The following is a 25,368-nucleotide window of genomic DNA, read 5'->3' on the forward strand; positions in this document are numbered from 1 at the left end:
CAGTCGTCAACAATCACCACCTCAACATCACCAAACGTCTGCCCCAACACCGACTGCACCGCAGCAGGCAACCGCTCGGCATCGTTATAGACGATGACAACTACGGATATCTCAGTCACAGAACACCATCTTCGAAGTAAAGGTCCGTCCATTCACGTCGAACGCACCGCGTATCGCAGGTCCGAGGCGGCAGGACGCGTTTCGCGGCGAGTCGGGGCCCGGCAGGATGCCGAAAGGGCGCTGCGCACGGACGTGTCAGGTCCGTGCGCAGGTCGACCGTCGCGCCGGACGCACTCGGCCAAAGGGTCAGAACAGCGGGTTGGAGATGGTCCAGCCTCCTCCGACCGGCACCGGAGCGCCGGGCGGGACCGTGCCCTGGGCGCGCCCGCCCTCGTACTGCCACCGCACGCCGTCGTGGTCCGCCGGGCGCTCCGGGGCAGCCGGCGCGGGACGCCCGTGACGGCGTGTGCGAGGCGTTCGCATCCCGGTCCCTCCCGTGAGAGCGCCGTCCGTCCCTCATGTCCGGAAGACGGACGGCATCAGCCTTTTTCCGGGACGATACCGCCAGTTGACCGATTGCTGCATACCGGATGAACGCTTGTGACGGAACGATCAGATAACGGGACCGTCTGTCACCGCTTGACGACGGAGTGCGTGCACGCACGCGGGTGACCGATACCAGCCGGAAGATCACAGGTCACCCGGCCACCCGCCGGAAGATCGGCTTTCGGCCGCTTCCGGTCTCGACGGGTGGTTACGGAATGCCGGTGTCCGCACTTACACTATTCCCTCTTGCACCTCGCCTGACCTGCGAAAACAATGCAAACGACCCGGGTGCGCCGGTTCCGGAGCGTGAGGGGGAAGCCCTGTGTTCTACCAGGTCCTCAAGTACGTGATTCTCGGGCCGCTGCTGAGGCTGCTTTTCCGGCCGCATGTGGAAGGGCTGGACAACGTACCGCCGGAAGGGGCGGCGATCATCGCGGGAAACCACCTTTCCTTCTCGGACCATTTCGTGATGCCGGTGATCGTGCCGAGGCGGGTCACCTTTCTGGCGAAGGCCGAATACTTCACCGGTCCCGGGGTGCGCGGCCGGCTGACCGCGGCGTTCTTCCGGGGGATCGGGCAGATTCCGGTGGACCGGTCCGGTGGCAAGGCCGCACAGGCCGCCCTGAAGTCCGGGCTGGCGGTATTGCGCAAAGGGCGGGTGCTGGGGATCTATCCGGAGGGGACGCGGTCGCACGACGGCCGGCTGTACAAGGGCCGTACGGGGGTGGCGGCGATGGCGATCAGGGCGCAGGTGCCGGTGGTGCCGTGCGCGATGATCGGCACGTTCGAGGCGCAGCCCACCGGGCGGCGGCTGCCGCGCGCCAAGCGGATCACGATCCGGTTCGGCAAGCCGCTGGAGTTCGGGCGGTTCGCCGGGCTGGACGGCGAGCACGCCGCACTGCGCGCCGTCACCGACGAGATCATGTACGAGATCCTGCGGCTCTCCGGGCAGGAGTACGTGGACATGTACGCGAACGAGGCGAAGGCGCAGCAGCAGGCGCCACGCGGTCTGGCCCGGCGTTTCCGCCCGGAGCGCGGTGTCAGGTCTTCGGATTGAGCTTCAGGCCGAAGTGGTCGAGGATGTCCGTCGCCTCGGTCCAGTAAAGGTAATTGCCTGCGTTGCCCTGATAAGGGCCCGACAGTGCCGAAACGATTCCGCGCGCCTGGCGTACGGAACCCTTCGGGGTGAACACCATGGAGCCGCTGTCACCGTGCGCGGCGGCCCACGGATTTCCGGGCAGCCGGGTTCCTTCGACGCCCCGGACCTTCCACCCGGTGTCCAGGGTGTAGGTGATGTCGTCGTGGGTGACCTTGATGCCGCAGACGGTTTCCCGCTTCATGAAGAAGGACGCGGCGCCGTTGTGGCAGACGAAGTCGCCATTGTGCGAGTAGGCGACGCTGGTGACGGGCCGGTAGCTGGTCGTCTCGCTCGTGTCGGCGTTGTTGTCGGCTCCGATGAGCTGTTCGGCGTCCCAGCCGGTCGCCATACCGTTCACCGTACCTGCGTAATTGCCTGTCAAGCCGTTGAGGCCGTCGTAGAACCTGCCGAACGCGGGCGTGGCCCCGGAACCGGTGTATATCTTGGCGCCGTTGCTGAAACAGTGCGCTGCCGTCACCATCACGGGTTTGTTGTCCTTCTTGCGTACGGCGGGCAATCCCGCCGAGCAGTACTGCCCGCCGTCGGTCAGTACGTCACCGGCGATGAACGGCGTACTGTCCTTCCATTTCACGTCGGCCCAGGTTCTGGCGGCGGAGGATATGCGCCGGCCCTGCTTGAAGACGAGGGGCACGTCGTGTGCCGGTGCGGCACTTCGTGCGCCCGGGGCCTCCCGTCGTGCCGTAGCGTCCGCCTCGGCTGCCACAGCGGGCTTGTCCACCGCTATTTCCAGGGAAGAGGCATCGGCCGCGACGGCCACGGTATGGATTTTGTACGGCAGTTCGCCCGCCTTCTCCTGCGCGAACAGCCGGTCGCGCGCCTCGTGCAGCGCCCGACGCGTATGTCCGGCCTTCACCGGGACGAGCTTTCCGGTGTCGACGTGGCGGTCCGCCGCCGATACGGCGGCGATGAATCTCGCGGCCCGGGAAAGGTCGGTCAGCTGGACTTCCACGGTGCCGTGGGGTGCGTCGATACGTACCCCGGCGTAGATGTCCGCCGCCCGGTCACCCGATCCGACGCGTTCGGCGGCGTCCGCCAAGGCGCGGAGCGGTGCGAGCAGTTTCTCCTGCTTCTCCGGAGCCATTGCCGCTATCTGGGCCTCGGTGTACTGCGGACGCGGCGTGGCCGTTCGCGCGTGGGCGCCGGGCGCCATCGTGGTGAGCAGCGCAAGTCCGGCCGCGCCCAGCCCTGCGGCGGTTTTTACGGGTCTTTTCACTGGCCCCCCAGTTCGTCGACATGACCGGCACACCGCACGGCCCGGCGTCAAGTGGTGTCAGGCCGGGCCGAAGCGGTCGCGTATGGCAGCGGGAGCATATAGCAGCGAAGAGAACGGACGTTCGGCTCATGGAGGCGAAAGCGAAACAGCCGCCCGGGCGGGGGCGGCTGTTCGACGTGCCGATTCCGGCGTCAGGCGCGGCGGATGACGATGTCGCCCATGCCGGTGCGGGCCCGTACCTCTACGGTCTCCTCGCCGGCTGCGGGGCCTTCCGCCGACCCGAGGTCGTTGTGCAGGTGGCCGAGTTGGGTGTGCGCTTCGAGCCAGACGGCGGTGGAGGGGCGGATGCCGACCTCCAGGTCGCCGGCCGCGGCCTGCAGGACGGTCCGGCCGCGGGCCACTTCGCCGATCCGGATGCCGCCGTTCGCCGACTTGGCGTCGACCCCGGCGTGCGCGACGCCGACGGAGACGCGGCCGTTGGCGGCGCTGACCCGCAGGTCGCCCACGACCTCGCCGACCGTGGTCGCGCCGTTGCCGTTCTTGATCGTGGCACCGCCGGTGATCTCACCGACGACGATCCGGCCCGCCGCGACGATGTCGGCGTCCCCGGCCACGTGGTCGACACTGACGTCCCCGTGGTCCGTACGCAGGTCCACCGTGGCCGCCGTGGCGATCTGAAGGTGACCGGCCGAGGTCTTGAGGCGACACTCGCCGAGTGGCCCTTCGCAGCGGAAGTTCCCCACCGGTGAGTTGCCCCGGATGTCCGAACCGGCCGGCAGTTCCACGCTCACGTCGACCGTGCCGCTCCTGCTGAACAGGGAGCGCTTACGCGGCCCCTTGACCAGCAGCCTGCCGCCCGAGCAGGTGACATCGGTCTGCCGCGCGGCCCGTACGTCCGCCTCGTCGGCATCGTCGGCCGGCCGCACCTCGACGAGCGTGTCCGTGCGCCGGCTCGCGCTGATCCGTACCGACGCGGCGTCGAAGTCGAGGGTGGCGACGATCGGTTCCGGCGTGTCGAAGTTCGGCATGGCTGTCCCGTCCTCATGGCGTGGAGTACATTCCCGCTGGTCAGGCGGGTCAAGGTGCAACAGGGGCCGGCTCGGCGGCCGGGGTGCCGGAGCCGGTCAGCGGACCCAGCCCGTATAGCCCTGCTGGCCTCCGTGCCGCCGGTGGCCGGACGGGCGGCCGCGCTCACCGGGTTCCAGCGCCGCGGCGACGGCCCGTACGAGCCAGGCGTTGACCGACAGTCCCTCCTGGCCCGCCGCATCCTCGACCCGGGCCTTGAGGTGGGCGGGCAGCCGGAAGTTGATACGGGCCGTGCTGCCGTCACCGCTGTCCGCGGGGACGGCGGGCGCGGGTGTCCATGCGCCGCCCGGTGCGCTGTCGCGCTCCTCCTGCTCGTACGGCTGGGGGGCCGGGGGCGGTGTCACCACGAACTCGGGGTCGAGTCCGCGCAGCCGTACGTCGACGGATCCCGGCGCGAGGTCGCGGGTGACGTCCCCCATGGCGGCGGACAGCGCGTTCAGCAGGGTGAGGCGGGCGGCCGATTCCAGTGGCGCGGTGAGCCGCTCGGCGAGGGCACGGGCTTCCTCTCCCCCCGCGTCCGCGGCCACCGCGAGTTCGTGCCGGAGGTTGTCGACGTAGGGCGTGAGATCCATGACGCCATCATGGCACACCGATGGCGCCATGGCGAGCCATGACGGGCGGTACACCGGCGCCACGAACTTCCACGACGGAACCTCCACACTCCGCCCCGCACCCCGCTGAGCTGCGAGGACGAAGCGCCGCTCCGAGTCGGGCCCGCACCGGAGAAATCCTACGCCTGGCCATCCGGCGATCGGCGAGGCCGACGAGACGTCGCACGTGACACACCAGGGGCGCCATTCCCGGCGCCACACCGAACGCCAGAAGAGGCCGCATTGGCGCCATCGTGGCGCCACATCGACACCCTCACCGCTCCCCAACCGTCCACGCACTGACACACCGCAAAAGACTACGGAGTCAACACAATCCGCCCGAAAACCTCGCCCGCGTCCATCTTCCGGTGCGCCGACACCGCCTGGCCGAGCGGCAGCCGTTCATGCACCACCGTCGCGAGCTCACCGCGGCTCGCCGCGGCGAACTGCTCGCGCCGTACGGCACGCTGCTCGTCTTCGGTGACGGTGTCGGCGCTGAACGTCGCGAAGGAGAGCGACTTGCGGAACGCCGCGATCAGCCTCGTACCGAAGTCCGCCGGCGGCGGCCCCGCGACGATGCCCACGGCCACCATGCGGCCGTTCGGAGCGAGCCGGTCGAGGAACGACGGCATGTCCGCGCCGGACACGACGTCGATGATGACGTCATAGCCCGTGGGAGCGTCCTCCCCTCCTGCGCCGGAGCGGTCCAGCACGTGGGTCGCGCCGAGCCGGCGCAGCCGTTCGCCGCGCTCGGCCGACGATGTCGTGACCGCCACCGCGGCAGCACCGCCCCGCGCCGCGAGCTGCACCGCCATGATGCCGATACTCCCTGCCGCGCCGCGCACCAGCACCGTCTCCCCGGGAGCGAACCGGGCCCGGGTCAGCGCGAAGTGGGCCACCACTCCGGACGTGCCGAGGGTCACCGCGTCGGCGGCGGACAGGCCCTCGGGCAGGGGAAGGATCGCGGTGGCCGACGCGAGGGCCTGTTCGACGTAGCCTCCGCCCGTGCCGGTGAACCCCCACACCCGCCGGCCGATCCAGGACGCGTCGACCCCGTCGCCGACCGCGGTCACGGTGCCCGCCACCTCGCTGCCCGGGACGTGGCCTTCCGTGAAGCCGTGGTCAGCCGGCGCTCCGCTGCGGATCACGATGTCGACGCCGCCGACGCCCGCCGCTTCGGTGGCGATCAGCACCTGTCCGGCGGCGGGTTCGGGGGCGGGGAGATCGACGACCGCCAGGCCTTCGGGGCCTCCGTACGTGCGGATCGAGACTGCCTTCATCGTGGTCTCCGTCCTCTCGGGCGCGCACCGGAGCCGGCGGGCCCGACGCCGCGGCCGCGCCCCGCAGAGCTGCGCATTCTTCTGCGTCCGGACGCTAACGGACGCCCCCGTCCACTTCGGTAAAGTGAGAGCGGTGACCGACTGTTTGCCTCACTCCCTGCGCGCGGACGCCAGGGACAACCGCGAGCGCATTCTCGGCGCGGCCCGCGCGCTGTTCTCCACCGAGGGCCTGAACGTGCCGATGCGGGAGATCGCGCGGCGCGCCGGGGTGGGGCCCGCCACCTTGTACCGCCGGTTCCCGACCAAGCAGGTGCTGATCGGCGAAGTCTTCGCGGCGCAGGCGCGCGCGTGCCGCGACCTCGTCGACGAGGGGTGCGCCGATCCTGATCCGTGGCGCGGCTTCTGTCTGGTGATCGAGCGGATCTGCGAACTGCACGCACGGGACCGGGGCTTCACCGAGGCCTTCATGTCAGCCTGGTGGAGCGCGTCGGACGTCGCCACGACCCGTGCCTACACGGTGCGGGCGGTTGCCGGGCTGGCCCGCCGCGCGCAGGAGGCCGGGGACCTGCGACCCGACTTCGTCCTGGACGACCTGATGCTCATGCTCATGGCGAACAAGGGGATCCATGCCGCCTCGGAGGCGGTCAGGGTCGCGGCCGCGCGGCGGTTCGCCGGTTACGTCATCGAGGCGTTCCGGTCCTCCGGCGAGCGCTCACCACTGCCGCCCGCCGCGCGGCCGGCGGCCTCGGGGCCCGAGGGCTCCTGACGGCGCGCCGCGAACGCACCGGGCCCCGCGCCCCGCGGGCTTCTCAGCCGCGGGTGCACGGGGCCCGGTGTGCCGGTGGTGGCTTACGCCTTGCTCGGCTCCGGGGTGGCGTGCGGCGCGCACGTCACGTCCTTGGCGTCGGTCTTCCCGGTCAGGAAGTAGGTGTCGACCCGGTTGTTGATGCAGGGGTTGACCAGGCCGGTCACACCGTGCGAGCCGGCGCCCTTCTCGATGATCAGGCGCGAGCCCTTGAGGCGCTTGTGCAGCTCGACGGCGCCGTCGAACGGAGTCGCCGCGTCGCGGGTGCTCTGCACGATCAGGACGCTGGGCAGGCCCTTGCCGGTCTGCACCTCGACGGGGGTCCGCTGCTTCTCCGGCCAGGTGGCGCAGGGCAGGTTCATCCAGGCGTTGGCCCAGGTCATGAACGGGGCCTTCTGGTGGATGCGGGTGTTGTCCCGGTCCCACTTGCGCCAGCTGGTGGGCCACTTGGCGTCGTTGCACTCGACGGCCGTGTAGACCGCGTTGCTGTTCTCGGAGGCGGCGTTGCCCTTGGTGTCGCTCAGGTCGGGGCCCGCGTTCTGGATCAGCGGCTTGGCGTCACCCGACAGGTACGCGCTCCATACCTGGGCGGTCGAGGCCCACGCGGAGTCGTAGTAGGGCGCGTTCTGGAAGAAGCTGGTCAGCTCGGCCGGGCCGACGACGCCACCGATCGGGTTCTTCTTGGCGGTGGCGCGCAGCTGTTCCCACTTCGCCTGGACCCTGGCCTCGGTGTTGCCGATGTGATAGACGGCGTCGTGCCGGGCGACCCACTTCTTCCAGTCGCTCCAGCGCGTCTCGAAGGCGAGGTCCTGGTCGAGGTTGGCCTGGTACCAGACCTTCTCGCGCGAGGGGTTGACGACGGAGTCGACGAGCATCCGGCGGACGTGGTCCGGGAAGAGCGTGGCGTACACGGCGCCGAGGTAGGTGCCGTAGGAGACGCCGAGGTAGTTGAGCTTCTTCTCGCCGAGGGCGGCGCGGATCACGTCCAGGTCACGGGCGGTGTTCGGCGTCGTCATGTGCGGCAGCAGGGCGCCGCTGCGCTCCTTGCAGCCGAGCGCGTACTCCTTGGCCAGCTTGCGCTGGGCGCGCTTGTCGGCCTCACTGTCCGGCACCGGGTCGGCCTTGGGGGCCTTGACGAACTCCTGCGGGTCGGCGCAGGAGATCGGGGCGGAGTGGCCGACGCCGCGCGGGTCGAAGCCGACGAAGTCGTACGCCTTCGCGGTCTTCGCCCACACCGCGTTCTTGCCGGTGACGCGGGTCGGGAACTTCATGCCCGAGCCGCCGGGGCCGCCGGGGTTGTAGATGAGGGAGCCCTGGCGCTCCTTCTTGCCGCCGGTGTTGCCGATACGGTCCACGGCGATCTTGATGGTGCGGCCGTCGGGCCTGGCGTAGTCGACCGGGACGGTCACATAGCCGCACTGGATGGGGGCCTTCAGGCCCCAGTCGGCAGGGCAGGCCTGCCAGTCGATGCCCTTCTTGGCCGCGCGGGCGGCGGCGACCTGCACGCCGCGGTCCTCGGCCGAGCCGCGGTGGTGCTGCTGGCCCGCGCTGGCGGGCGTGGCGGCTATCGCTCCGGCTATGAGCGTGCCGGTCACCAGGGTGCCGGCGGCGCCGAGCGCTGCTGTTCTTCTCACGTGGGGGTCCCCCTGCATAAAGCGCCGCGCGTGGCGGCGGTGATCACAGAGCTGCACGGGGGATCCTGTCTCCTGTCACCCCCCTCTGAACAGGGCTCCCTGCCTTTTCTTTACCAAACCGCAGGATTCGTTCAGCGATCTGCGGTACCGGCGGGCACACCATGGCGTACGACTCGGCGTTCGGTCCGGTATGCGGCTCGGCGTACGGATCATCCGGGTCGGGCGGTGTGTTCGGTTGGTGCGGGACGGGCGGGTTGCGCGGCTTGTCCCGGGTCCGTGGGCGAAGGGACGATGTGGTGCACGTCTGGTACGTGTCGTACGGCTCCAACATGCACGGCGCGCGGCTGCGCCACTACTTGGCGGGCGGGCGTCCGCCGGGCGGCATGCGGACGTGTCCGGGGTGCCGCGATCCCCGGCCGCCGGTCCGTTCCGCGCCGGTGGTGCTGCCCGGGAGCATGTACTTCGCGCTGGAGTCGCTGAACTGGACGGGCGGCGTGGCGTTCTACGACCCGGACGGGCCCGGCGAGGTGTGGGCCCGCGCCCATCTGGTGACCCGGGGCCAGTTCTCCGACATCGCGGCCCAGGAGATGCACCGGGTCCCGGCGGCGGACCTGGACCTGGCCGACGTGCTGGACCGGGGCCGGGCGCAGCTCGGGCCCGGCCGCTACGAGACGCTGGTGCATCCCGGCACGCTGGACGGGCTGCCGCTGCTGACGTTCACCGCGCCGTGGAGCGCGGGCGAGGTTCCGCGTACACAGCCGACCGACGCCTACCTTGCGCATCTGTCGTCGGGGCTGCGGGAGGCGGGCGGGTGGGACGACGAGGAGATCACGGAGTACCTGGAGCGGTGCCGGCGGGGCCTGACCGTACGTCCGGGGACGGGCAGGCGGCGGCGCGGGCTTCGGGACGCGGCGACGGCGCCGCGTGCCCTGGAGGTGGACCGCCCGGTGCCGGAGCCGGAGCCCAGGGACCCGCGATCACATTGGGTTCACGGCTCATAACACACCTCGCTCCGCGCGTCAGCAATCCTTACGGATTCTGAACACACCGAGCCGCGCTAACCGGACATTCGCTCGACGACCGAAAATATGGTCGCTCGGTGAACGTTTGGTGGGGATGTGGCAGGTCACCTCAGGGCAGGGTGGACCGGAGAGAACGGACGGTTTACGACAAAACCTTCGTACGGCGTCCGGAATGCGGATCAAGCTGTCCGGAAACCCTACGGTCGTTTTGACCCGCCCCCTCTTCATCACCAAATGTCAGCCATGTGACCACCTCACGAGCCTCCGGCAGCCGCGCCGGTGACGGGCTCCTCCGCCATCGCGACTTCCGGCTGCTGCTCGCCGGAGCCGCGGCCAGCCAGGCAGGCACCCAAGTGGCCCTCGTGGCCCTGCCCCTGGTTGCCGTGGTGGGGCTGGACGCCTCGGCCTTCGAAGTGGGCCTGCTCACCGCGGCCGAGACCGCCGCGTTCCTGCTCATCGGCCTGCCGGCGGGCGCCTGGGTGGACCGGGTCCGGCGGCTGCCGCTGCTGATCCGTACGGACGTGGTGCGCGCGGCGGCCATGGGCAGTGTGCCGCTCGCCGCGGCGTGCCACGCCCTGACGATGGCCCAGCTGTACGTGGTGGCTTTCGTCACCGGTGTCGCCACCGTGTTCTTCGACGTGGCCCACCAGAGCTACCTGCCGAGGGTATTGCCCGGGCCGCAGCTGGTGGCGGGCAACGGGGCGCTGGAGACGGCCCGTTCGGCCGCGCAGGTGGCCGGCCCCGGACTCGGCGGCGGTATCGTCCAGTTGCTCGGGCCGCCGGTGGCCGTGCTGGCCAACGCGGCCGGATACCTCGCCTCCGCCCTGTTCCTGCGCGGCATCCGCGTACGGGAGCCGGAGCCCGAGGTCACACCGGGTGTGTCGCTGTCGGCGCAGGTCAAGGAGGGCCTGGCCTTCGTGCTGCGGCATCCCGTCCTGCGCATGATCGCCGTGTCGACCGGAGTGGCGAACTTCTTCTCCGCGATGCTCGTCGCCGTACAGACCGTGTTCCTGACCCGGGAGCTGGGGCTGCCGCCCGGCGTGCTCGGGCTGATGCTGTCCGCCTCCGCCGTCGGCGGACTGGCCGGTGCGCTGTGCGCCGGGCCGGTCGCACGGCGGCTGGGGCAGGCCCGCATCATCTGGCTGGCACCCGTGGTCACCGGACCGTTCGCCCTGCTGTGGCCGCTGTCGGGCCACGGAGCCGCCGCCGGCTGGTTCGCGCTCGGTTCCGGCGCCGTGTTCTTCGGCGCCGTCGTCTACAACGTGGCCCAGGTGAGCTTCCGGCAACTGCTCTGCCCCGACGCCCTGTTGGGCCGGATGAACGCCACACTGCGGTTCATGGTCTGGGGGACCATGCCGCTCGGCGCGCTGGTCGGCGGCTCCGTCGCCGGGGCGGCCGGCCCGCGGGCCGCCGTATGGGTGTGCGCGGCCGGCTTCCTGCTCGTACCGCTTCCGCTGCTGCTGTCCCCCCTGCGGAAACTGCGGGATCTGCCGGCTCCCGGAGCGGAGCACGGAGCAGCGGCGCGCGGAGCCGGCTCCGGGGCGGCTTCCGAGGCAGTTGATGCGCCCGGAGCCGCCGGCTGACCCGCGCACCGTCGCGGACCCACGGCCGCTGAGCCGGAGCCCGTACCCGGACCGGCCGTGATCCACCGTGCGCGGCCACGTCCGCACGCCCTCGTACCGCTCATCCGTCTCATGCACCGCGTACGTCACATACGTCTCGCTCGCACGTCTTACACGTCTCGAAGGCAACGCCCCGTCCGCGGCGGCGCAAAGGAGGTCAATGTGGACCCCAGCACGACGGCCGGCATCAGTACCGGCACACCGGCCAAAACCGGCATCCGCCCCCACTTCGCCACCGGCAACGGCGCGCGGCCAGTCACCGCCGACATCACCGAGCAGTACCTCGCCCGCTATGAGAAGGCCGCCGCCGGTGTGGGTGACCCGGACGCGCTGCTGCCCGTCACCGGTGCGCAGCGGCGGTTCCTGCTCGCCCGGCGGCTGGCGCCCGGCGGACGGCCCGATGTCGTACCGCTGTTCTTCGCCTTCCCTCGCGGCACGATCGACCTGGAGCGACTGCGCGCCGCCGCCGGTCACCTGGCCGCCGCACACCCCGCGCTCCGTACACGGCCCGACGTCCTGCGCGGCGCGCCCGTACAGCGGCTCCGTGCACCCGAGGCGCAGGTGGACCGGGTGGCCCCGCGCCCCGGCGAGAGCGCGGCGGCGGCCCTGCGCCGGACGCTGCTGGCCTGGTCGCCCGAAGGCCCGCCGCTGCGGCTGTTCCTGGCGGACGCCCACGGCGTCGCCGGTGCCGAGGCCGGTGCCGGCATCCAGGCATCGGCCGACGGCGGCTCGGGCGCCGTGGAGATCCTCGCCCTGGCCCTGGACCACGCCGTGTGCGACGAGCAGTCGCTCGGCCGGATCTCCGCGGACCTCGAGGCCGCGTACGGGCAGCGCCTGGGCCCCGGCGACGTACCACGGGACCGCGCCGCCGCGGACGTGGCCGGGTACCGCGAGGCCGTACGCCTCCAACTGGACGCGGAGAAGCGGGCGTCGGGGCCGGCCGCGCTCGCGTACTGGGCGCGGAGGATCGCCCCGGCGCTCGCGGGGGGCGCGAGCGCCGCTCCCGGGCGGCGCGCGGCGCAGCAGGCGTCCGCACCGGCAGCACCGCGCCCCACCGGCGCGCTCCAGGCGCGCCTGCCGATCCGTACCGGCGACGGGCGGGCCACGGCCTTCCCCGTCCTGCTCGGGGCGTGCGGCAGTGTCGCGCGCGCCCTGGGCGCAGCACACACGCCCGGCCGCACGCCGCTGCTGGGTTACCCCTGGGGCGGCCGTCCCGCGGCGGCGCCGCCGGTCCTCGGCTGCTTCCTCAACACCGTCGTCCACCCGGCCGCCGCCTGCGGCCCGGACGACCTGACCACCACCTGGTGGGACGACCTCGACCATGCCGACACCCCGTTCGACGAAGTGGTCCGCGCGGCCCGGACGGCCGCCGACCCCTGGACGGGGCAACTGGACGGCCTGCTGACCTTCGAGGACCTGCACCGCCGGCCGCCGCTGCGGCTGGGCGGCGTCGCGGGCCGCGAGGTGCACGTCGACGGGCGGCCGCTCCAGGCGCCGTTCGCGGTCTCCGTCTCGTACGGAACCGACCTGCTCGTACGGATGGCCTGGGACCGGGACGCCTTCCCGGACGGCCTGGTCCACGACGCCTTCGCCGCCCTGACCGACGAGCTGTCCGGCGAACCGGCCGGAGGCGCGGCGGATCACCCGGCTGACAGCACAGCGCACCATTCGGCCGGAAGCACAGCCGGCCATCCGGCCGGAAGCACCACTCCCGGCGAAGGGCGCACGAGTACCGGCACCGCCACCCCGGTGGCCTGACCCGGACGCCGGCGGCCCGGCCCTCACCCAGGGCGACCACCGGCACCGCTCCCCGTACCGGCACCACCCCGGCCCCGCGTCCGACCGACAGCGGGCACCGGGCCGAGTTCACCCCTCATCCACCACCCGAAGGATGGACCATGTTCGGACTTTCACCGTCCCAGGACGTCGTCTGGCTGCACGAGCAGATGCTGCCGGGCAGCCGCGCCTACAACTTCACGGCCTCGATCGACCTCTGGGGCCGGCTCGACGAGGCGGCGCTGCGCGCCGCGCTCGGCGCCGCCCTCGAACGGCATGCCGGCCTGCGCCTCGAACTCGTCGAGCAGCCGGGCCAGGTGCCCGAACAGCGGGTGCGCGAGCGATGTGAGCCACGGGTGCGCACGGTGGATCTCTCCCGGGAGGCCGACCCGGAGGCAGCCTTCCAGGAGCTGCTGCGGGCCGAGGCCGTCACGCCGCTCGACACCTCCGAGGCGCCGCTGCTGCGCTGGTGCCTGGCCCGGCTGGGCGAACGGCACCACCGTGTCGTGCACGTCGAGCACCACCTCATCCACGACGGCCACTCCTTCGCGATCCTGCTGCGCGACGTGTTCACCGCGTACCGCGGGCAGGTGCTCGGCGAGCCGGTGGAGCTGCCCGCGGCACGCTCGTACGAGGACCACGCGCGCGCCGCGGCGGGCGCCGACCGGCAGGCGAGCCTGGCGCACTGGACGGCGGAGCTGTCGGACGCCACCTTCGACCTGCCGCTGCCCGGCCTCGCCCGGCCCGGTGCGCAGCGCCGCCACGCGGGCGGGCAGCTGCGCCAGGCCATCGGCGCCGACCTGGCCGAGCGGCTGCGGGAGAGCAGCCGCGCCCAGGGGCACACGCCGTTCTCCACGCTGCTGAGCCTCTTCGCGGAGCTGCTGCGACGGCACAGCGGCCGGACCGACATCGTTGTCGGCACCGCGGTGGGCAACCGTCCGGTGGGCTTCGAGGAGACCGTCGGCATGTTCGTCAACACCATCCCGCTGCGCCTGCGGCTGGACGGGGCCGCCGGAGCGCTGGAGACGGTGGACGAGGTCACCGACACCCTGATCCGGGCGCTGCCGCACCAGGAGGTGCCGGTGCAGGAGCTGACGCGGGCGCTCGGCCGGCACACCAGCGGCGCGGACAACCCGCTGTTCAGCGTGATGTTCAGCGCGCACGACGCGGCGCTGCCGGAGATCGAGGTGCCGGAGCTGGAGGTGGCGCTGTACGAGGGGTTCAACACCGGCACCACGCGCTTCGACCTGGATCTGGTGCTGATGCCGGACGACCGGCGGACGGTCGGCCCGCGGCAGGGCGCGGCGGGGATGACGCTGGTGTGGGACTACGACCGCGACCTGTTCGGCGAGGACGTGGTCCGGCTCCTGTCGGAACGTTTCCTCGACGTGCTGCGCGCCTACCTGGAGACGCCGGACGCACCGCTGGCCGCGCTGGGCGCCGAAGAGGCGACCGCACCGGCCGACGGCGAGGCACAGGCCGTGGACGCCCTCTCTGCCGTCCCCACCGACGAGGTGCTCGACCCGGTAGCCCGCCAGGACCCCGCCCGCCCCGCGCTCGTGGGCGGCGCGCAGAGCCTGTCGTACGGTCAGCTCGGTACCCGCGTCGACGACCTGGCGCGCCGGCTGCGCGCGGCCGGGGTGACGGAGGGCCGGCCGGTGGCCGCCGTCCTGCCGCGCGGCACGGACTCCGTCGTCGCGCTGCTCGCCTGTCTGCGCACCGGCACGGTGTACTGCCCCCTCTCCCCCAACGACCCGGCCGAGCGCCTGCGGACGCTGCTGGAGCGGCTGGACCCCGCGCTGGTGCTGGCCACCCGGGAGAGCGCGCTGTCCCTGCCTGCCGAAGGGCTGCCGGTGGCGCTGCTGGACGGCCCCGCTTTCCCCGAGGCGGCCCCGGGCCAGGACGCGGGACCGGACGCCTTCAAGGACGCCGCGTACGTGATCCACACCTCCGGCTCCACCGGCCTGCCCAAGCCGGTCGTGGTGAGCCGGCCGGCGCTGGCGCAGCACGCCCGCGCCACGGCCGTCCGGTACGGCCTGACGGAACAGGACCGGGTACTGCTGTTCGCCCAGCCGTCCTTCGACGTGGCGCTGGAGGAGGTGCTGCCGTCGCTGCTGGCCGGTGCCTGCCTGGTGCTGCCGCAGCGCGAGGTGCCCACCCCGGACGAGCTGACCGCGGTCCTGGCGGCCCGTCGCGTCACCGTCGCCAACCTGCCGACCAGCTACTTCCTCGCCGTACGGCAGGAGTTGGGCGAAGCGCTGCGGGACGGCCGCTGGGCGCCGCGCATGCTCGTCCTGGGCGGTGAGCGGCTGCCGGCCGGCGCGCTGCGCGAGCTGTCCGACGCCGTGGACGCCGCCGGGCCGTCGTCGGTCGCCGTGCTCAACGCGTACGGCGTGACCGAGGCGGCGATCACCAGCACCGTCCACGAGGTGACCCGGGAGGACCTGCGGGACGGCGCCGAGGTGCCGCTCGGCGCCGAGCTGCCGGGCACCCGGGTGCACGTGCTGGACGCCGGGCTGCGGCCGCTGCCCGCGGGCGCGGTCGGTGAACTGGCCGTCGCGGGCGCCGGGCTGGCCGACGGCTACCTCGGCAACCCGCAGGCCACCGCCGAGCGCTTCGTGACACCGGACGCCCTGGGCGGCGAGCGGGTGTACCGCACCGGCGACCTCGGATACCGGGACCTGACCGGCCGGCTGTACTTCCTGGGCCGCCGCGACAACCAGGTCAAGCTGCGCGGCTACCGCATCGAGCTGGAGGAGGTGGAGGCCGCGGCCTCCACCGAGCTGGGCGGCCGGTCGACCGCCGTCGTGCTCGACCCGGACGGTCCCGCCGGGCCGCGGCTGATCGGATTCCTGGAGACCCGCGCCGGGGACGGCGACGGCCCGGACGAGCAGGAACTGCACGCCGCGCTGTCCCGCCGGCTGCCCACCGCCCTCGTACCGGCCCGCTGGATACGGCTGGACGCCATGCCGACGCTGCCGGGCGGCAAGCCCGACCGGGCGGCCCTGGCCCGCCGGGTGACCGAGCTGCCGGAGGAGGCGGACGCGCGCGCCGCGTCCGAAGGCCCGGCCGAACCCGTTGACCCGCAGGTGGCGCTGCTCGCCGAGGGCTGGCGCGAGGTGCTGGGCCACGACGACTTCACCCCGGCGTCGCACTTCTTCCAGATCGGCGGCCACTCCCTGATGGCGGCGCAGCTCGCCGCCTGGCTGGAGCCCCGGCTCGGCAGCCGGCCGCCGCTGCGGCTGTTCTTCCAGAACCCGGTGCTGGCCGACCAGGCCCGTGCGGTGCGGGAGGTCGCGGCGTGAGCACCCACCCCTCGTCGGTCCTGGAGGCCGACCACCGGGAGCTGACCGCCTCCTTCGAGGCGTTCATCCGCAAGGAGCTGGTGCCGCTGGCGGCGGACCTGCCCGAGGACGCCGACCTGCCGCCGGCCGAGCTGCGCGACTACGTACGCCGCCGCTCAGCGGCCCTCGGTTTCTACGCGGGTGACTATCCGGAGGAACTGGGCGGCTCCGGTATGCCGTTCACCGCCGTGGTGCTGCTGCACCACGCGGCGGGCCGCAGCGGCTGCTCCCTCGCGCCGTACGCCCTCGCCGGCTCCGACGGCCCTAGCCCGCTGCTGCGGCACGGCACGCAGGAGCAGATCGAGCGCTATCTCAAGCCGCTGGTGCGCGGCGAGGCGGTGCGCTGCCTGGCGCTGACCGAACCGCACGCGGGCTCGGACGCCTTCCATCTGACCACCACCGCCGTACGCGACGAGGCGACCGGCGAGTGGGTCCTCAAGGGCCGCAAGACCTTCGTGAGCAACGCCGACCGGGCCGACTTCACCCTGGTCGTCGCGTCGGCCGAGGGTGAGCCGACCGCCTTCGTGGTGGAGGCGGGCAACCCGGGGCTGCGGATCGGGCAGCGCTACGACGGCATGTCGGGCGAACCGCTGTACGAGCTGCTCCTGGAGGACGCCCGGGTGCCGGGCGACGCCGTGATCGGCGGCCCGGACGGGGTCGGCTCGGCGCTCGGCAACGGCATGGACAGCCTGTCCCGGGGCCGGCTGGTGGTCGCCGCGATGTGCGACGGCATCGCCGAGTACGCGCTGGAGCAGGGCATCGCCTACGCCCGTGAGCGGCGGGCCTTCGGGGAGCGCATCGGCGCGTACCAGCACGTGCAGGAGCACCTGGTGACCAGCCGCGCGGAGATCGAGGCGGCCAAGCTGCTGACGCTGGCCTGCGCACGGCTGGTGGACAGTGGCACGGAGGCGCCGGAGAACGCCGCGCTGGCCAAGCTGACCTCGTCGGAGACGGCGGTACGGGTGGTGGACCGGGCCCTTCAGGTGCACGGCGCCACCGGGTGGGTGCGCGGGCATCCGCTGGAGTTCCTGTACCGCTATGTCCGGTCGATGACGATCATCGAGGGCACCTCGGAGATCCAGAAGGTGATCATCGCCCGGTCCATGGGTCTCGGCTGAGCCGTCCGCCCTCCGGGGCCCGGGGGCCGGACCACCGCCCCCCGGCCCTGCCCCATACGAATGCGTGAACTTGCGAACCGCAGAGGAATCATGAGTACTTCAGCGCACGAGCGTCCCGGCAGCAGTCCGCAGGACGACCGGCTCAGCATCGCGTACGGCACCACGGCGGACGGTCCTGACCGGTCCGACATCATCGCCCGGTACGAGCACTGGGTGCACAGCACCCCCGACGCGCCCGCCGTCGAGGACGGCGAACTGGCGTGGAGCTACGCCGAGGTGGACGCCCTGGCGCGCGTCGTGACCGAGTCGCTGCGCGGCCGGGTGTCGCCCGGTGACCTGGTCGGTGTGTGCCTCGACCGCTCTGCCGCGCTGGTCGCGGTGGCGGTCGGGCTGGCCCGGCTCGGCGCCGTCTACCTGCCGCTGGGTCCGCGGCCCGGCGAGAACCGGCTGGCGACGGTGACCGAGCGGCTGGGCGTGCCCTGCCTCGTCGGCGACCCCGCGCTGCTGCCCGCCGCGTACCGTACAGGGCGGGCCGTGGCCCTGCCGCTGCCCGCCGAGGGCGCCAACGCGGCCGGCAGCGTCGTGGCCGCGTTCCGCGCCGAGCCCGCCGCCACCGCGCCGGCCACGCCGCCGGGCACCTTCTACGCCGTCCTGACCTCGGGTTCGACGGGCACGCCCAAGGCCGTCGCGGTGGGCGGTGCGTCGCTCGGCTCGCTGCTGGACTGGTACCACGCGTACACCGGAGCCCGGCCCGGCGACCGGCACAGCCTGCTGATCGGCGTCTCCTTCGACCCGCACGTCAAGGAACTGTGGGCGGCGCTCACCTCCGGTGGCACGCTGAGCGTGCCGCCCGAGGAGGTGCGCTGGGACCCGGACGCCCTCACCGGCTGGTGGCGCCGCGCCGAGGTGTCCGTCGCCGTCCTGCCCACACCGCTCGCCGAGACCGTCCTCGAACGGCCCTGGCCCGAACTCCCCGCCCTGCGCCACCTGGTGGTGGGCGGCGACCGGCTGCGCCGCAGGCCCGCGCCGCAGGTCACGGCCCAGGTGCACAACGCGTACGGCCCCGCCGAGGCCACCGTCGTCACCACGGCGCACCACGTCGAGGCCGATGACTGCGACGCCACTCCCCCGCCGATCGGCACGCCCGTCGACGGCGCGGTCGTCTGCGTCACCGACGGGGCGGGCCGCGTGGTCCCGCGCGGCGAGGCCGGTGAACTGCGCGTCGGCGGCGCCGTACTGTCACTCGGGTACCTGGACGCGGACCTGACGGCGGCCCGCTTCGTGGCCCCGCCGGCCGGCGTCACCGGAACCGACCGCGTCTACCGCACCGGCGACCGGGTACGGATGCGGCCCGACGGGGTGCTGGACTTCCTCGGGCGGCTGGACGACCAGGTCAAGGTCAGTGGCGTACGCATCGAACTCGCCGAGGTGGAGGCCGCGTTCGAACACCACCCGGGCGTACGGCGGGCCGCGGTCGCCGTACGGTCCGCCGCCGGCGGGGCCACCCGGCTCGTCGCCTTCGTCCTGCCCGTCCCCGGCGCGCCGGCACCGGCCGCGGACGAGCTGATCCGCGAGGCCCGCGGCTGGCTGCCCGAACAGGCCGTACCGGCCGTCGTACGGTTCCTCGACAGCTTCCCGCTCGACGCCAACGGCAAGGTCGACCGGGCCGCGCTCCTGGCGGCCGAAGCGGCGCAGACCGACCAGGCCGCGGCCCCGGAGGGCGACGGCGCACCGCAGTCGCCGACCGAGGAACTGGTCCTGCGCCTCTGCCGCGACCTGCTCGGCAGCCAGACCCTCGGCACCGGCGACAGCTTCGCCGCGGCCGGCGGCAACTCCCTGGCCACCGCCCGGCTGCTCACCGGCATCGAGGAGCACTGCGGCGTACGCCTGCGGGCGCCCGAGGTGCTGCGGCAGCCCGACCTGCGGGCGCTGGCGGCCCTGGTGGACGCCCGGCGCGTCGCCGCCGATCCGGCGGGGGTGTGAGATGACCAGCCTCACGGCCGGCCTGCCCGGTCTCGTCGCGCAGCATGCCAGCACCACCCCCGACGCCCTCGCCGTGACCGACGGCGAAACCTTCTTGACGTACGCGGAACTCGCGGCCGCGGCCCGGGACTTCGCACGGGTACTGCGGGACCGCGGGGTGCGTCCCGGCGACGCCGTCGGCGTCCTGCTGCCGCACTCGGTGCCCACCGTGGTCACCCAGCTCGCCGTCTGGTGGGCGGGCGCCCACTACGTACCGCTGGACGCCGACTATCCGGCGCCGCGCATCGCGACCATGCTGGAGACGGCCGGAGCGGTGCTGACGGTCGGTGACAAGGACCTGACGGAGGCGGCGGGCATCCCCGGGGACCGGGCCCTGCCGCCACCGCCCGCCCGCGGGCCGGAGGGCGCCGGAGGCGGCGTGCCCGCTCCCGGCGAGGACGCCCACGCCCCGGACGCCGTCGCCTACGTCATGTTCACCTCCGGCTCGACCGGCCGGCCCAAGGGCGTGGCCGTCACCCACCAGGGCATCGCACGCCTGGCGCACCGGCCGGAGTACATGACGATCACGCCGCGCGACCGGGTGCTGTTCCACTCCCCCGTCACGTTCGACGCCTCCGCCTTCGAGGTGTGGGCCGCGCTGGCGAACGGCGCCGCGGTCGCGGTGTCCACCGCCGACCGGCTCTCCCCGACGGGCCTGGCGCGGGACGCGGAACGTCTCGGCGCCACCGTCACCGTGCTGACCACCGCGCTCTTCCACCACCTGGCCGCCCGGCGCTCGCCGCTCTTCGGCCTGCTGCGCGGCGTACTGGCCGGCGGCGAGGCGCTGTCCGCGCAGCACGCGCGCTCCGTGCTGCGCGCCCACCCCTGGCTGGAGCTGATCAACGGCTACGGGCCGACCGAGGCGACCACCTTCGCCACCGCGCACCGCGTGACGGACGCCGACTGCGACGGCCCGCCGCCCATCGGCCGCCCGATCGCCGGGACGACCGCGTACGTCATGGACGAACACGGCGAGCCGGTGGCGCCGGGCGTCCGCGGCGAACTGTGGCTCGGCGGCCCGCGGCTGGCGCTCGGCTACGTCGGGCAGCCGGACCGCACGGCGGAACGCTTCGTCGAACACCCGGCCGCCGGCCGGCTCTACCGCACCGGCGACGTGGTCTCGGCGCGCCCCGACGGCACGCTGGACTTCCACGGCCGGACCGACGACCAGGTCAAGGTCCGGGGCTTCCGGATCGAGCCGGGCGAGATCGAGCACGCGCTGCGCGAGCACGCCGGGGTCGCCGACGCGGCCGTGGTCGTCCAGCGGCCGGCGCCGGACGACGCGCGGCTGGTGGCCTTCGTCGTGCGGGAGGCCGGTGCGGCCGCGGACGCCGGAGCGCTGCGCACGCACCTGGAGGGCCGCCTGCCGGCCCACCTGGTGCCCAACGCCTGGGCGTTCGTGGACGCGCTCCCGATGACCGGTGTCGGCAAGGTGGACCGGCGGGCGCTGGTCGAGCGGCCGGTGGAGGGGGTCGGGTCCGGTCCCGTGAGGGAGCCCGGGACCGGTCCGGTGGATGGGTCCCCTGCCGCCGCCGGGCACCTCTCGCCCCTCCAGCAGGTCGTCGCCGACCTGTGGAGCCAGGCCCTCGGCATCCCCGTGGACGACCCCGAGGCGGACTTCATCGCGCTCGGCGGGCACTCGCTGCTGGCGCTGTGCGTCGTGGAGGATTTGCGCGAGGACCTCGGGGTGGAGCTCTCGCTCGCCGACTTCTTCGCCGCTCCCACGGTCGCCGCGCAGGCGGCCCATGTCGAGCAGGCTCTGCTGCACCTGCACGAGGACCCGGGCGCGCCCGGTGACGAGCCGGCCGCCCAGACCGCTTTGGAGGACCGACGATGACCACCGCTCCGGACACCGCCCGCGAGGCGGCGCTGCTGCGGATCGCCCGGCAGCGGCAGGCCGCCAAACGCGGGAACCCGGCCCGTACGGACGCCACCGGCGCAACCGGCCCCGCACCGCTCTCCGCGGCACAGCGCCGCATGTGGCTGATGGACCGTCTCGGCGGCAGCGGCGCCGCGTACCACGTACCGTTCGCCGCCCGGGTGCGCGGGCCGTTCGACGCGCGGGCCCTCGGCCGGGCGCTGACCGCTCTCGTACGCCGTCACGAGGTACTGCGTACGCGCTACGGGCAGCGCGACGGCGAGCCGTACCAGGAGGTGGCGGACGCGGCGACGGTGCCGGTCGAGGTGGTGCCTGCGGACGGTGACGTGGCGGAGCAGCTGCGGGCGGCCGCGGCGCGCCCCTTCGACCTGGCGAGCGGCCCGGTGCTGCGCGCGCTGGTCGTACGGCATGCCGCCGAGGACCACACCGTGCTGCTGACGCTGCACCACATCGCCATCGACGGCGGCTCACTGGCGGTCGTCGCGCGTGAGCTGGGCGCGCTGTACGGGGCTGCCCTGGACGGCGATGACGCACTGACCGGCGAGCTGCCCGGGACGCTCGCGAGCCCGGCGCCGCAGTACGCGGACTTCGCGCGCCGCGAGCACGCCGCCGCCGACGCCCTGGAGCACGGACTGGAGTACTGGCTCGGCCGCCTCGCGGGAGCCCGGCCCGTACCGCTGCCCGCCCCGGCCGCGGACTCCGGGGCCCCGGACCGGCGTGGACAGGCCGCGCTGCTCGCCGAACCGCTGCCGCCCGCCGTCCTCGAAGGGCTGCGCGCGGTGGGCCGGGAGCACCGGAGCACCCTGTTCACCGTCGTGCTGGCCGCCGCGTACGCCACCCTGCTGGAGGCGACGGGCCATCCGGACCTGGTGCTCGGCTGCGCCAGCAGCCACCGTGACCGGGCGGAGGTACGGGATCTGGTCGGCCTGTGCGTGAACACCCTGCCCGTCCGGGTCGACGCGCGGAGTACGGACGCCTTCGGTGAGCTGCTGGACCGGGTCCGGGACGCGCTGCTGGAGGCGCAGCAGCACCGGGACGTGCCGTTCGACCTGATCGTCGAGCGGCTGGGGGCGGCGGCCCGCGGGGCGGACGGCCATCCGCTGGTGGACGTCACGGCCGACGTACTCCGGGCGCCCGTCACCCTGGATCTGCCCGGTCTGGTGAGCAAACCGGTCGACATCGATCTGGGAACGGCCAAGTTCGGTCTCGGCTTCTATGTGGAGGAGGGCCGCAGCGCCGGCGAACCGCCGCGCTGCCTGGTGCAGTACGACCGGGCGCGGCTCGCCGAGGAGACGGCCCGGCAGCTGCTGCGCGGCTTCGCCGACCTGCTGGCGGCGGTGGCCGCCGACCCCGGTCGCCCGCTGACCCGGCCGCTGCCCGAGACCGCGGCCCAGGACGGCGCGGAAACGATCCATCCGGCAGAACAGTTCCTCCGGGACCGGCCGGAGGTCGCACAAGCGTTCCTGCTGGAGATCGACGGCCGGCCACCCCTCGCGTACGTCGTGCCGAGCCGCACCGGAACCCTCGAACCGGTGGGCCTGCGAGCCGCGTTGCGTACGAAGCTGGCGTCCGAGCTGGTACCGGCCGCGGTGACGGTTCTGGACGCGCTGCCGCGTACGGCCGACGGGACCGTGGACCGCGGCCGCCTGCCGGGCGCACCGGCGACCGCCACCACGACCGCCGCGCCCGCCGACGCCCTGGGAGCACGCGAGCAGGCCGTCCTGGAGGCGTTCACCGGACTGCTGGGCCGACGGCCCGCGCCGGACGACGACTTCTTCCTGCTCGGCGGACACTCGCTGCTGGCGGTGCAACTCGCCGACCAGCTGCGCGAACGGCTGGGGCTGCCGCTGACGGGCCTCGACGTGATGGAGCACCGCAGCCCCCGCGCCATCGCGGCCCTGCTCGACGGGCGGGACCAGGAACGCGCGGCGGCACGGGCCGCCGTCCAGGCGGCGGCCCGGCCCACGGCCACGGCTCCCCGCGGCTCCCGCCCCTCGGCGGCCCGCACCGGCACGGTGCTGGTCACCGGCGCCACCGGCGGCGTGGGCGCCTTCGTCCTGCGGGAACTGGCGGCGCGCGGCCGTCCCGTGAGGGCACTGGTACGGCCCGAGTCCGCACACCTCCTCGCCGCGGACGGGATCGAGGTGGCCGAAGGCGACCTCGGCGACCCGGACAGCCTGCGGGCGGCGGTCGCCGGCGCGGACGCGGTGATCCACGCCGCCTGCACCTTCACCTCCCCCGAGGTGGACCTGGCGGCGATGCGGGCCGCGCTGGACGGGTGGCGGCGGGGCACCTTCGTCTTCGTCAGCAGCGTGGACGCGTACGGACAGCCGCCGGTCAACGAGGTGACCGAGGACACCGCGCCGGCCGGTCCGTTCACCGCGTACGGCCGGGCCAAGCTCGACTGCGAACGGATGCTGCTGGACGCCGCCGGGACCGGCGGGCGGGGCGGGGCCAGTGCGGTCCGGGTGCCCATCGTGTGGGGGCCGCACGCCAGGCTGCGCGACCAGTTGCGCTGGGGCGCCACCGGCCAGTTCTTCCAGGCCGCGCGGAACGGCGAGCCGGTCGAACTGCCCGCACGCGACCGCGGCTGGTACGGCGCGCCCTGGGTGCACGGTGCCGCGCTGGCCCGCGCGCTGGTCAGCTGCGTGGAGCGGCCGTCCGGCGGCGTGGTGAACGCCGTCGGCGACCACGTCGACTGGCGGGACTTCGCCGCCGAACTGATCCGGCTGCTGGGCAGCTCCAGCGAGATCCACGCCACACACGCGGGTCCTGGCGGCCCGGCCCCGGCGGACGGCCGTCCGGAGCAGGCCAAGCCGGACTTCCTCCTGCACCACCGCCGCCGCTACCGTCCCGCCCGCGCGCTCGCCGAGGAACTGGCGGAGCGTCCGGGCGAGGACTGGCGGTCGGTGCTGGCCGCGATGCTGGAGGACTGAGGCCTGTGACGGGCTCTCCGGCATTTCGCGGATTGCCCGTCACCTGACGGCACCGATTCCGCGCATTCGCCGTCTTGCTGTACGCGGCGCCGCTCTCTCCCCCAAGAGCGGCGCCGCGTCGTCGTCACAGGCCGCGGTCGGCTCGCGAGAGCACCCATACGTAGTACCAGGGATCGTCACGCAGCTTGCGGCGGTCCGCCTCCGCTTGGAGGGCGGTCCACAGTCCGCTGGAGGCGGCCCCGCCGAGCACGGCGGCGACCGCCTGGAGCATCGAGGGGCCGTGCACGGCGAGGAGGCTGGCGAAGACCGTGGCGACGCTCGCTCCGGACGCCGCCACGGCACGGTTGCGGCGGACTTCCTTCATCCGGGCCCCCATGCCGGACATCTCCTCCCGGATGCTCTCGCCGATCCTCGTCAACTCGCTCTCGGACTGCACCGCGTTCAGGGCGGCGTCCAGTCCGTTCAGCTGCTGCCGCAGCCAGCTGCGGTGACGGCGGTAGGACCCGAACTCCTGCGCGGTGATGGCGCTGAAGACATCCAGCGGTACACCTGTGAGATACGGCAGCTCCAGGTTCTCGACCACTGGACGGACCACCCGGCAGAGCACGGCGGGGGTGTCGCTCTGCGCGACGACACGGCGCCCGTCCTGCAGGAAGTCCAGCAGACTCGGGACCCGCGTGTGCGCGGCGTCGGGGGCGGAGACAGTGCCGTCCGGATAGTGGTACTCCGTGCTCCGCGCCACGGAGTAGGAGGGCAGGTACCAAGCGGAGCCGGTGCGCAGCAGCGGTTCCGCCTTCAGCAGCCATCGGCCCAGGTAGTCCAGGTCCGGGCAGTGCATGTGCAGGGTTTCCGTGTCGATGGTGCCGCCGGTGTACTCGGCCGGGGGCCTCGGGTCGCGGCCGTCGTCGTAGGGGGAGTCCGCGGGATTCGGCCTCCCCCGGCTGTCCAGGGTGTGGATCAGGTGCCGGGTGCCCTGGCCGTGGTGCGACAGCAGGAGCGTGTCGGAGACGAGCACGGCCCGCTGGGTCAGCCGCTCGAATCCGGTCGGCCCGACGCCGACCCCGACGTGGAAGCGGCAGTCGGCGAACCGTTTCTCATCCACCAGACAACGCCGCCGCTCATGGAACAGATGCCGACCGTACGCCTGGGCCACCTGCTTCGGATCCCTGCGGTCCGCCGCCGGCAGCGCTTCGAAGAAGCTCCGCATCTGCTTGGCGACGACGGCGTTCTCGGCCGCCCCGGCCCCCCGCCACAGTCTCACGGGCGTCAGCATACGGGCGCGGGACGTAACACATTCCCGGAATGCGCAATCCGTGTCACGGGACCGCACCCGTCC

17 protein-coding genes are annotated in these 25,368 nt (G+C 73.3%); 10 read left to right on the forward strand and 7 right to left on the reverse strand.

Annotated elements, in window-relative coordinates; genetic code table 11:
* Nucleotides 1–152: glycosyltransferase (locus tag ACZ4Z1_RS27290; RefSeq protein ID WP_468489460.1), on the reverse strand; the 152-nt coding region annotated here is incomplete at its 3' end.
* Nucleotides 153–868: 716 nt separating this feature from the next.
* On the opposite strand from ACZ4Z1_RS27290, the gene ACZ4Z1_RS27295 reads away from it, so the two are divergent.
* On the forward strand, nt 869–1,603 hold the full coding sequence (locus ACZ4Z1_RS27295; protein WP_468489271.1) for a lysophospholipid acyltransferase family protein: 735 nt from the start codon (nt 869–871) through the stop codon (nt 1,601–1,603).
* Here the strand turns inward: ACZ4Z1_RS27295 and ACZ4Z1_RS27300 are convergent.
* The 4 genes from ACZ4Z1_RS27300 to ACZ4Z1_RS27315 all read right to left on the reverse strand — a co-directional run bounded on the left by ACZ4Z1_RS27300 (nt 1,587) and on the right by ACZ4Z1_RS27315 (nt 5,874).
* Nucleotides 1,587–2,918 (reverse strand): chymotrypsin family serine protease, encoded by a 1,332-nt coding sequence (locus tag ACZ4Z1_RS27300; protein ID WP_468489272.1) that lies wholly within the window; start codon nt 2,916–2,918, stop codon nt 1,587–1,589. The two genes, ACZ4Z1_RS27295 and ACZ4Z1_RS27300, sit on opposite strands and share 17 nt — an antisense overlap.
* A 191-nt stretch (nt 2,919–3,109) precedes the next feature.
* The gene (locus ACZ4Z1_RS27305) at nt 3,110–3,946 is read right to left on the reverse strand and encodes a DUF4097 family beta strand repeat-containing protein (RefSeq protein WP_468489273.1); all 837 of its coding nucleotides are present in this window, start codon (nt 3,944–3,946) and stop codon (nt 3,110–3,112) included.
* Between the two features lie 96 nt (nt 3,947–4,042).
* On the reverse strand, nt 4,043–4,576 hold the full coding sequence (locus tag ACZ4Z1_RS27310; RefSeq protein WP_468489274.1) for a hypothetical protein: 534 nt from the start codon (nt 4,574–4,576) through the stop codon (nt 4,043–4,045).
* Nucleotides 4,577–4,911: 335 nt separating this feature from the next.
* Nucleotides 4,912–5,874 carry a zinc-dependent alcohol dehydrogenase family protein gene (locus ACZ4Z1_RS27315; protein ID WP_468489275.1) on the reverse strand — a complete coding sequence of 321 codons (963 nt, stop codon included), beginning with the start codon at nt 5,872–5,874 and terminating at the stop codon, nt 4,912–4,914.
* Nucleotides 5,875–6,007: 133 nt separating this feature from the next.
* Between ACZ4Z1_RS27315 and ACZ4Z1_RS27320 the strand changes: the two genes are divergently transcribed.
* Entirely contained in the window at nt 6,008–6,640 is a 633-nt protein-coding gene (locus tag ACZ4Z1_RS27320) for a TetR/AcrR family transcriptional regulator (RefSeq protein ID WP_468489276.1), read from the forward strand.
* Nucleotides 6,641–6,723: 83 nt separating this feature from the next.
* Here the strand turns inward: ACZ4Z1_RS27320 and ACZ4Z1_RS27325 are convergent, their stop codons facing one another.
* Nucleotides 6,724–8,313: an alpha/beta hydrolase gene (locus tag ACZ4Z1_RS27325; RefSeq protein ID WP_468489277.1), complete on the reverse strand. Its 1,590-nt coding sequence runs from the start codon at nt 8,311–8,313 to the stop codon at nt 6,724–6,726.
* Nucleotides 8,314–8,609: 296 nt separating this feature from the next.
* On the opposite strand from ACZ4Z1_RS27325, the gene ACZ4Z1_RS27330 reads away from it, so the two are divergent.
* From ACZ4Z1_RS27330 to ACZ4Z1_RS27365, 8 genes are all read left to right on the forward strand, one after another.
* Entirely contained in the window at nt 8,610–9,314 is a 705-nt protein-coding gene (locus ACZ4Z1_RS27330; protein WP_468489278.1) for a histone deacetylase, read from the forward strand.
* A 266-nt stretch (nt 9,315–9,580) separates the two neighbouring features.
* Nucleotides 9,581–10,918, forward strand: coding sequence for an MFS transporter (locus ACZ4Z1_RS27335; protein WP_468489279.1), 1,338 nt, complete (start codon nt 9,581–9,583; stop codon nt 10,916–10,918).
* 201 nt (nt 10,919–11,119) lie between these two features.
* Nucleotides 11,120–12,715, forward strand: a complete 1,596-nt coding sequence (locus tag ACZ4Z1_RS27340; RefSeq protein WP_468489280.1) for a non-ribosomal peptide synthetase — start codon at nt 11,120–11,122, stop codon at nt 12,713–12,715.
* Between the two features lie 140 nt (nt 12,716–12,855).
* Nucleotides 12,856–16,038, forward strand: a complete 3,183-nt coding sequence (locus ACZ4Z1_RS27345; protein WP_468489281.1) for a non-ribosomal peptide synthetase — start codon at nt 12,856–12,858, stop codon at nt 16,036–16,038.
* A complete protein-coding gene (locus ACZ4Z1_RS27350) occupies nt 16,035–17,195 on the forward strand; it encodes an acyl-CoA dehydrogenase family protein (protein ID WP_468489282.1) in 1,161 nt (386 codons plus the stop codon). Before ACZ4Z1_RS27345 ends, ACZ4Z1_RS27350 begins: the two co-directional genes overlap by 4 nt.
* Before the next feature lie 90 nt (nt 17,196–17,285).
* A complete protein-coding gene (locus ACZ4Z1_RS27355) occupies nt 17,286–19,178 on the forward strand; it encodes a non-ribosomal peptide synthetase (RefSeq protein WP_468489283.1) in 1,893 nt (630 codons plus the stop codon).
* 1 nt (nt 19,179) lies between these two features.
* Nucleotides 19,180–21,054 (forward strand): non-ribosomal peptide synthetase, encoded by a 1,875-nt coding sequence (locus ACZ4Z1_RS27360; RefSeq protein ID WP_468489284.1) that lies wholly within the window; start codon nt 19,180–19,182, stop codon nt 21,052–21,054.
* The gene (locus ACZ4Z1_RS27365) at nt 21,051–24,032 is read left to right on the forward strand and encodes a condensation domain-containing protein (protein ID WP_468489285.1); all 2,982 of its coding nucleotides are present in this window, start codon (nt 21,051–21,053) and stop codon (nt 24,030–24,032) included. Before ACZ4Z1_RS27360 ends, ACZ4Z1_RS27365 begins: the two co-directional genes overlap by 4 nt.
* Nucleotides 24,033–24,156: 124 nt before the next feature.
* On the opposite strand, the gene ACZ4Z1_RS27370 is transcribed toward ACZ4Z1_RS27365, so the two are convergent.
* The gene (locus ACZ4Z1_RS27370) at nt 24,157–25,293 is read right to left on the reverse strand and encodes a hypothetical protein (RefSeq protein WP_468489286.1); all 1,137 of its coding nucleotides are present in this window, start codon (nt 25,291–25,293) and stop codon (nt 24,157–24,159) included.
* Between the last annotated feature and the right edge of the window lie 75 nt (nt 25,294–25,368).

The sequence above is a fragment of the Streptomyces sp. NPDC030165 genome (assembly GCF_055573595.1).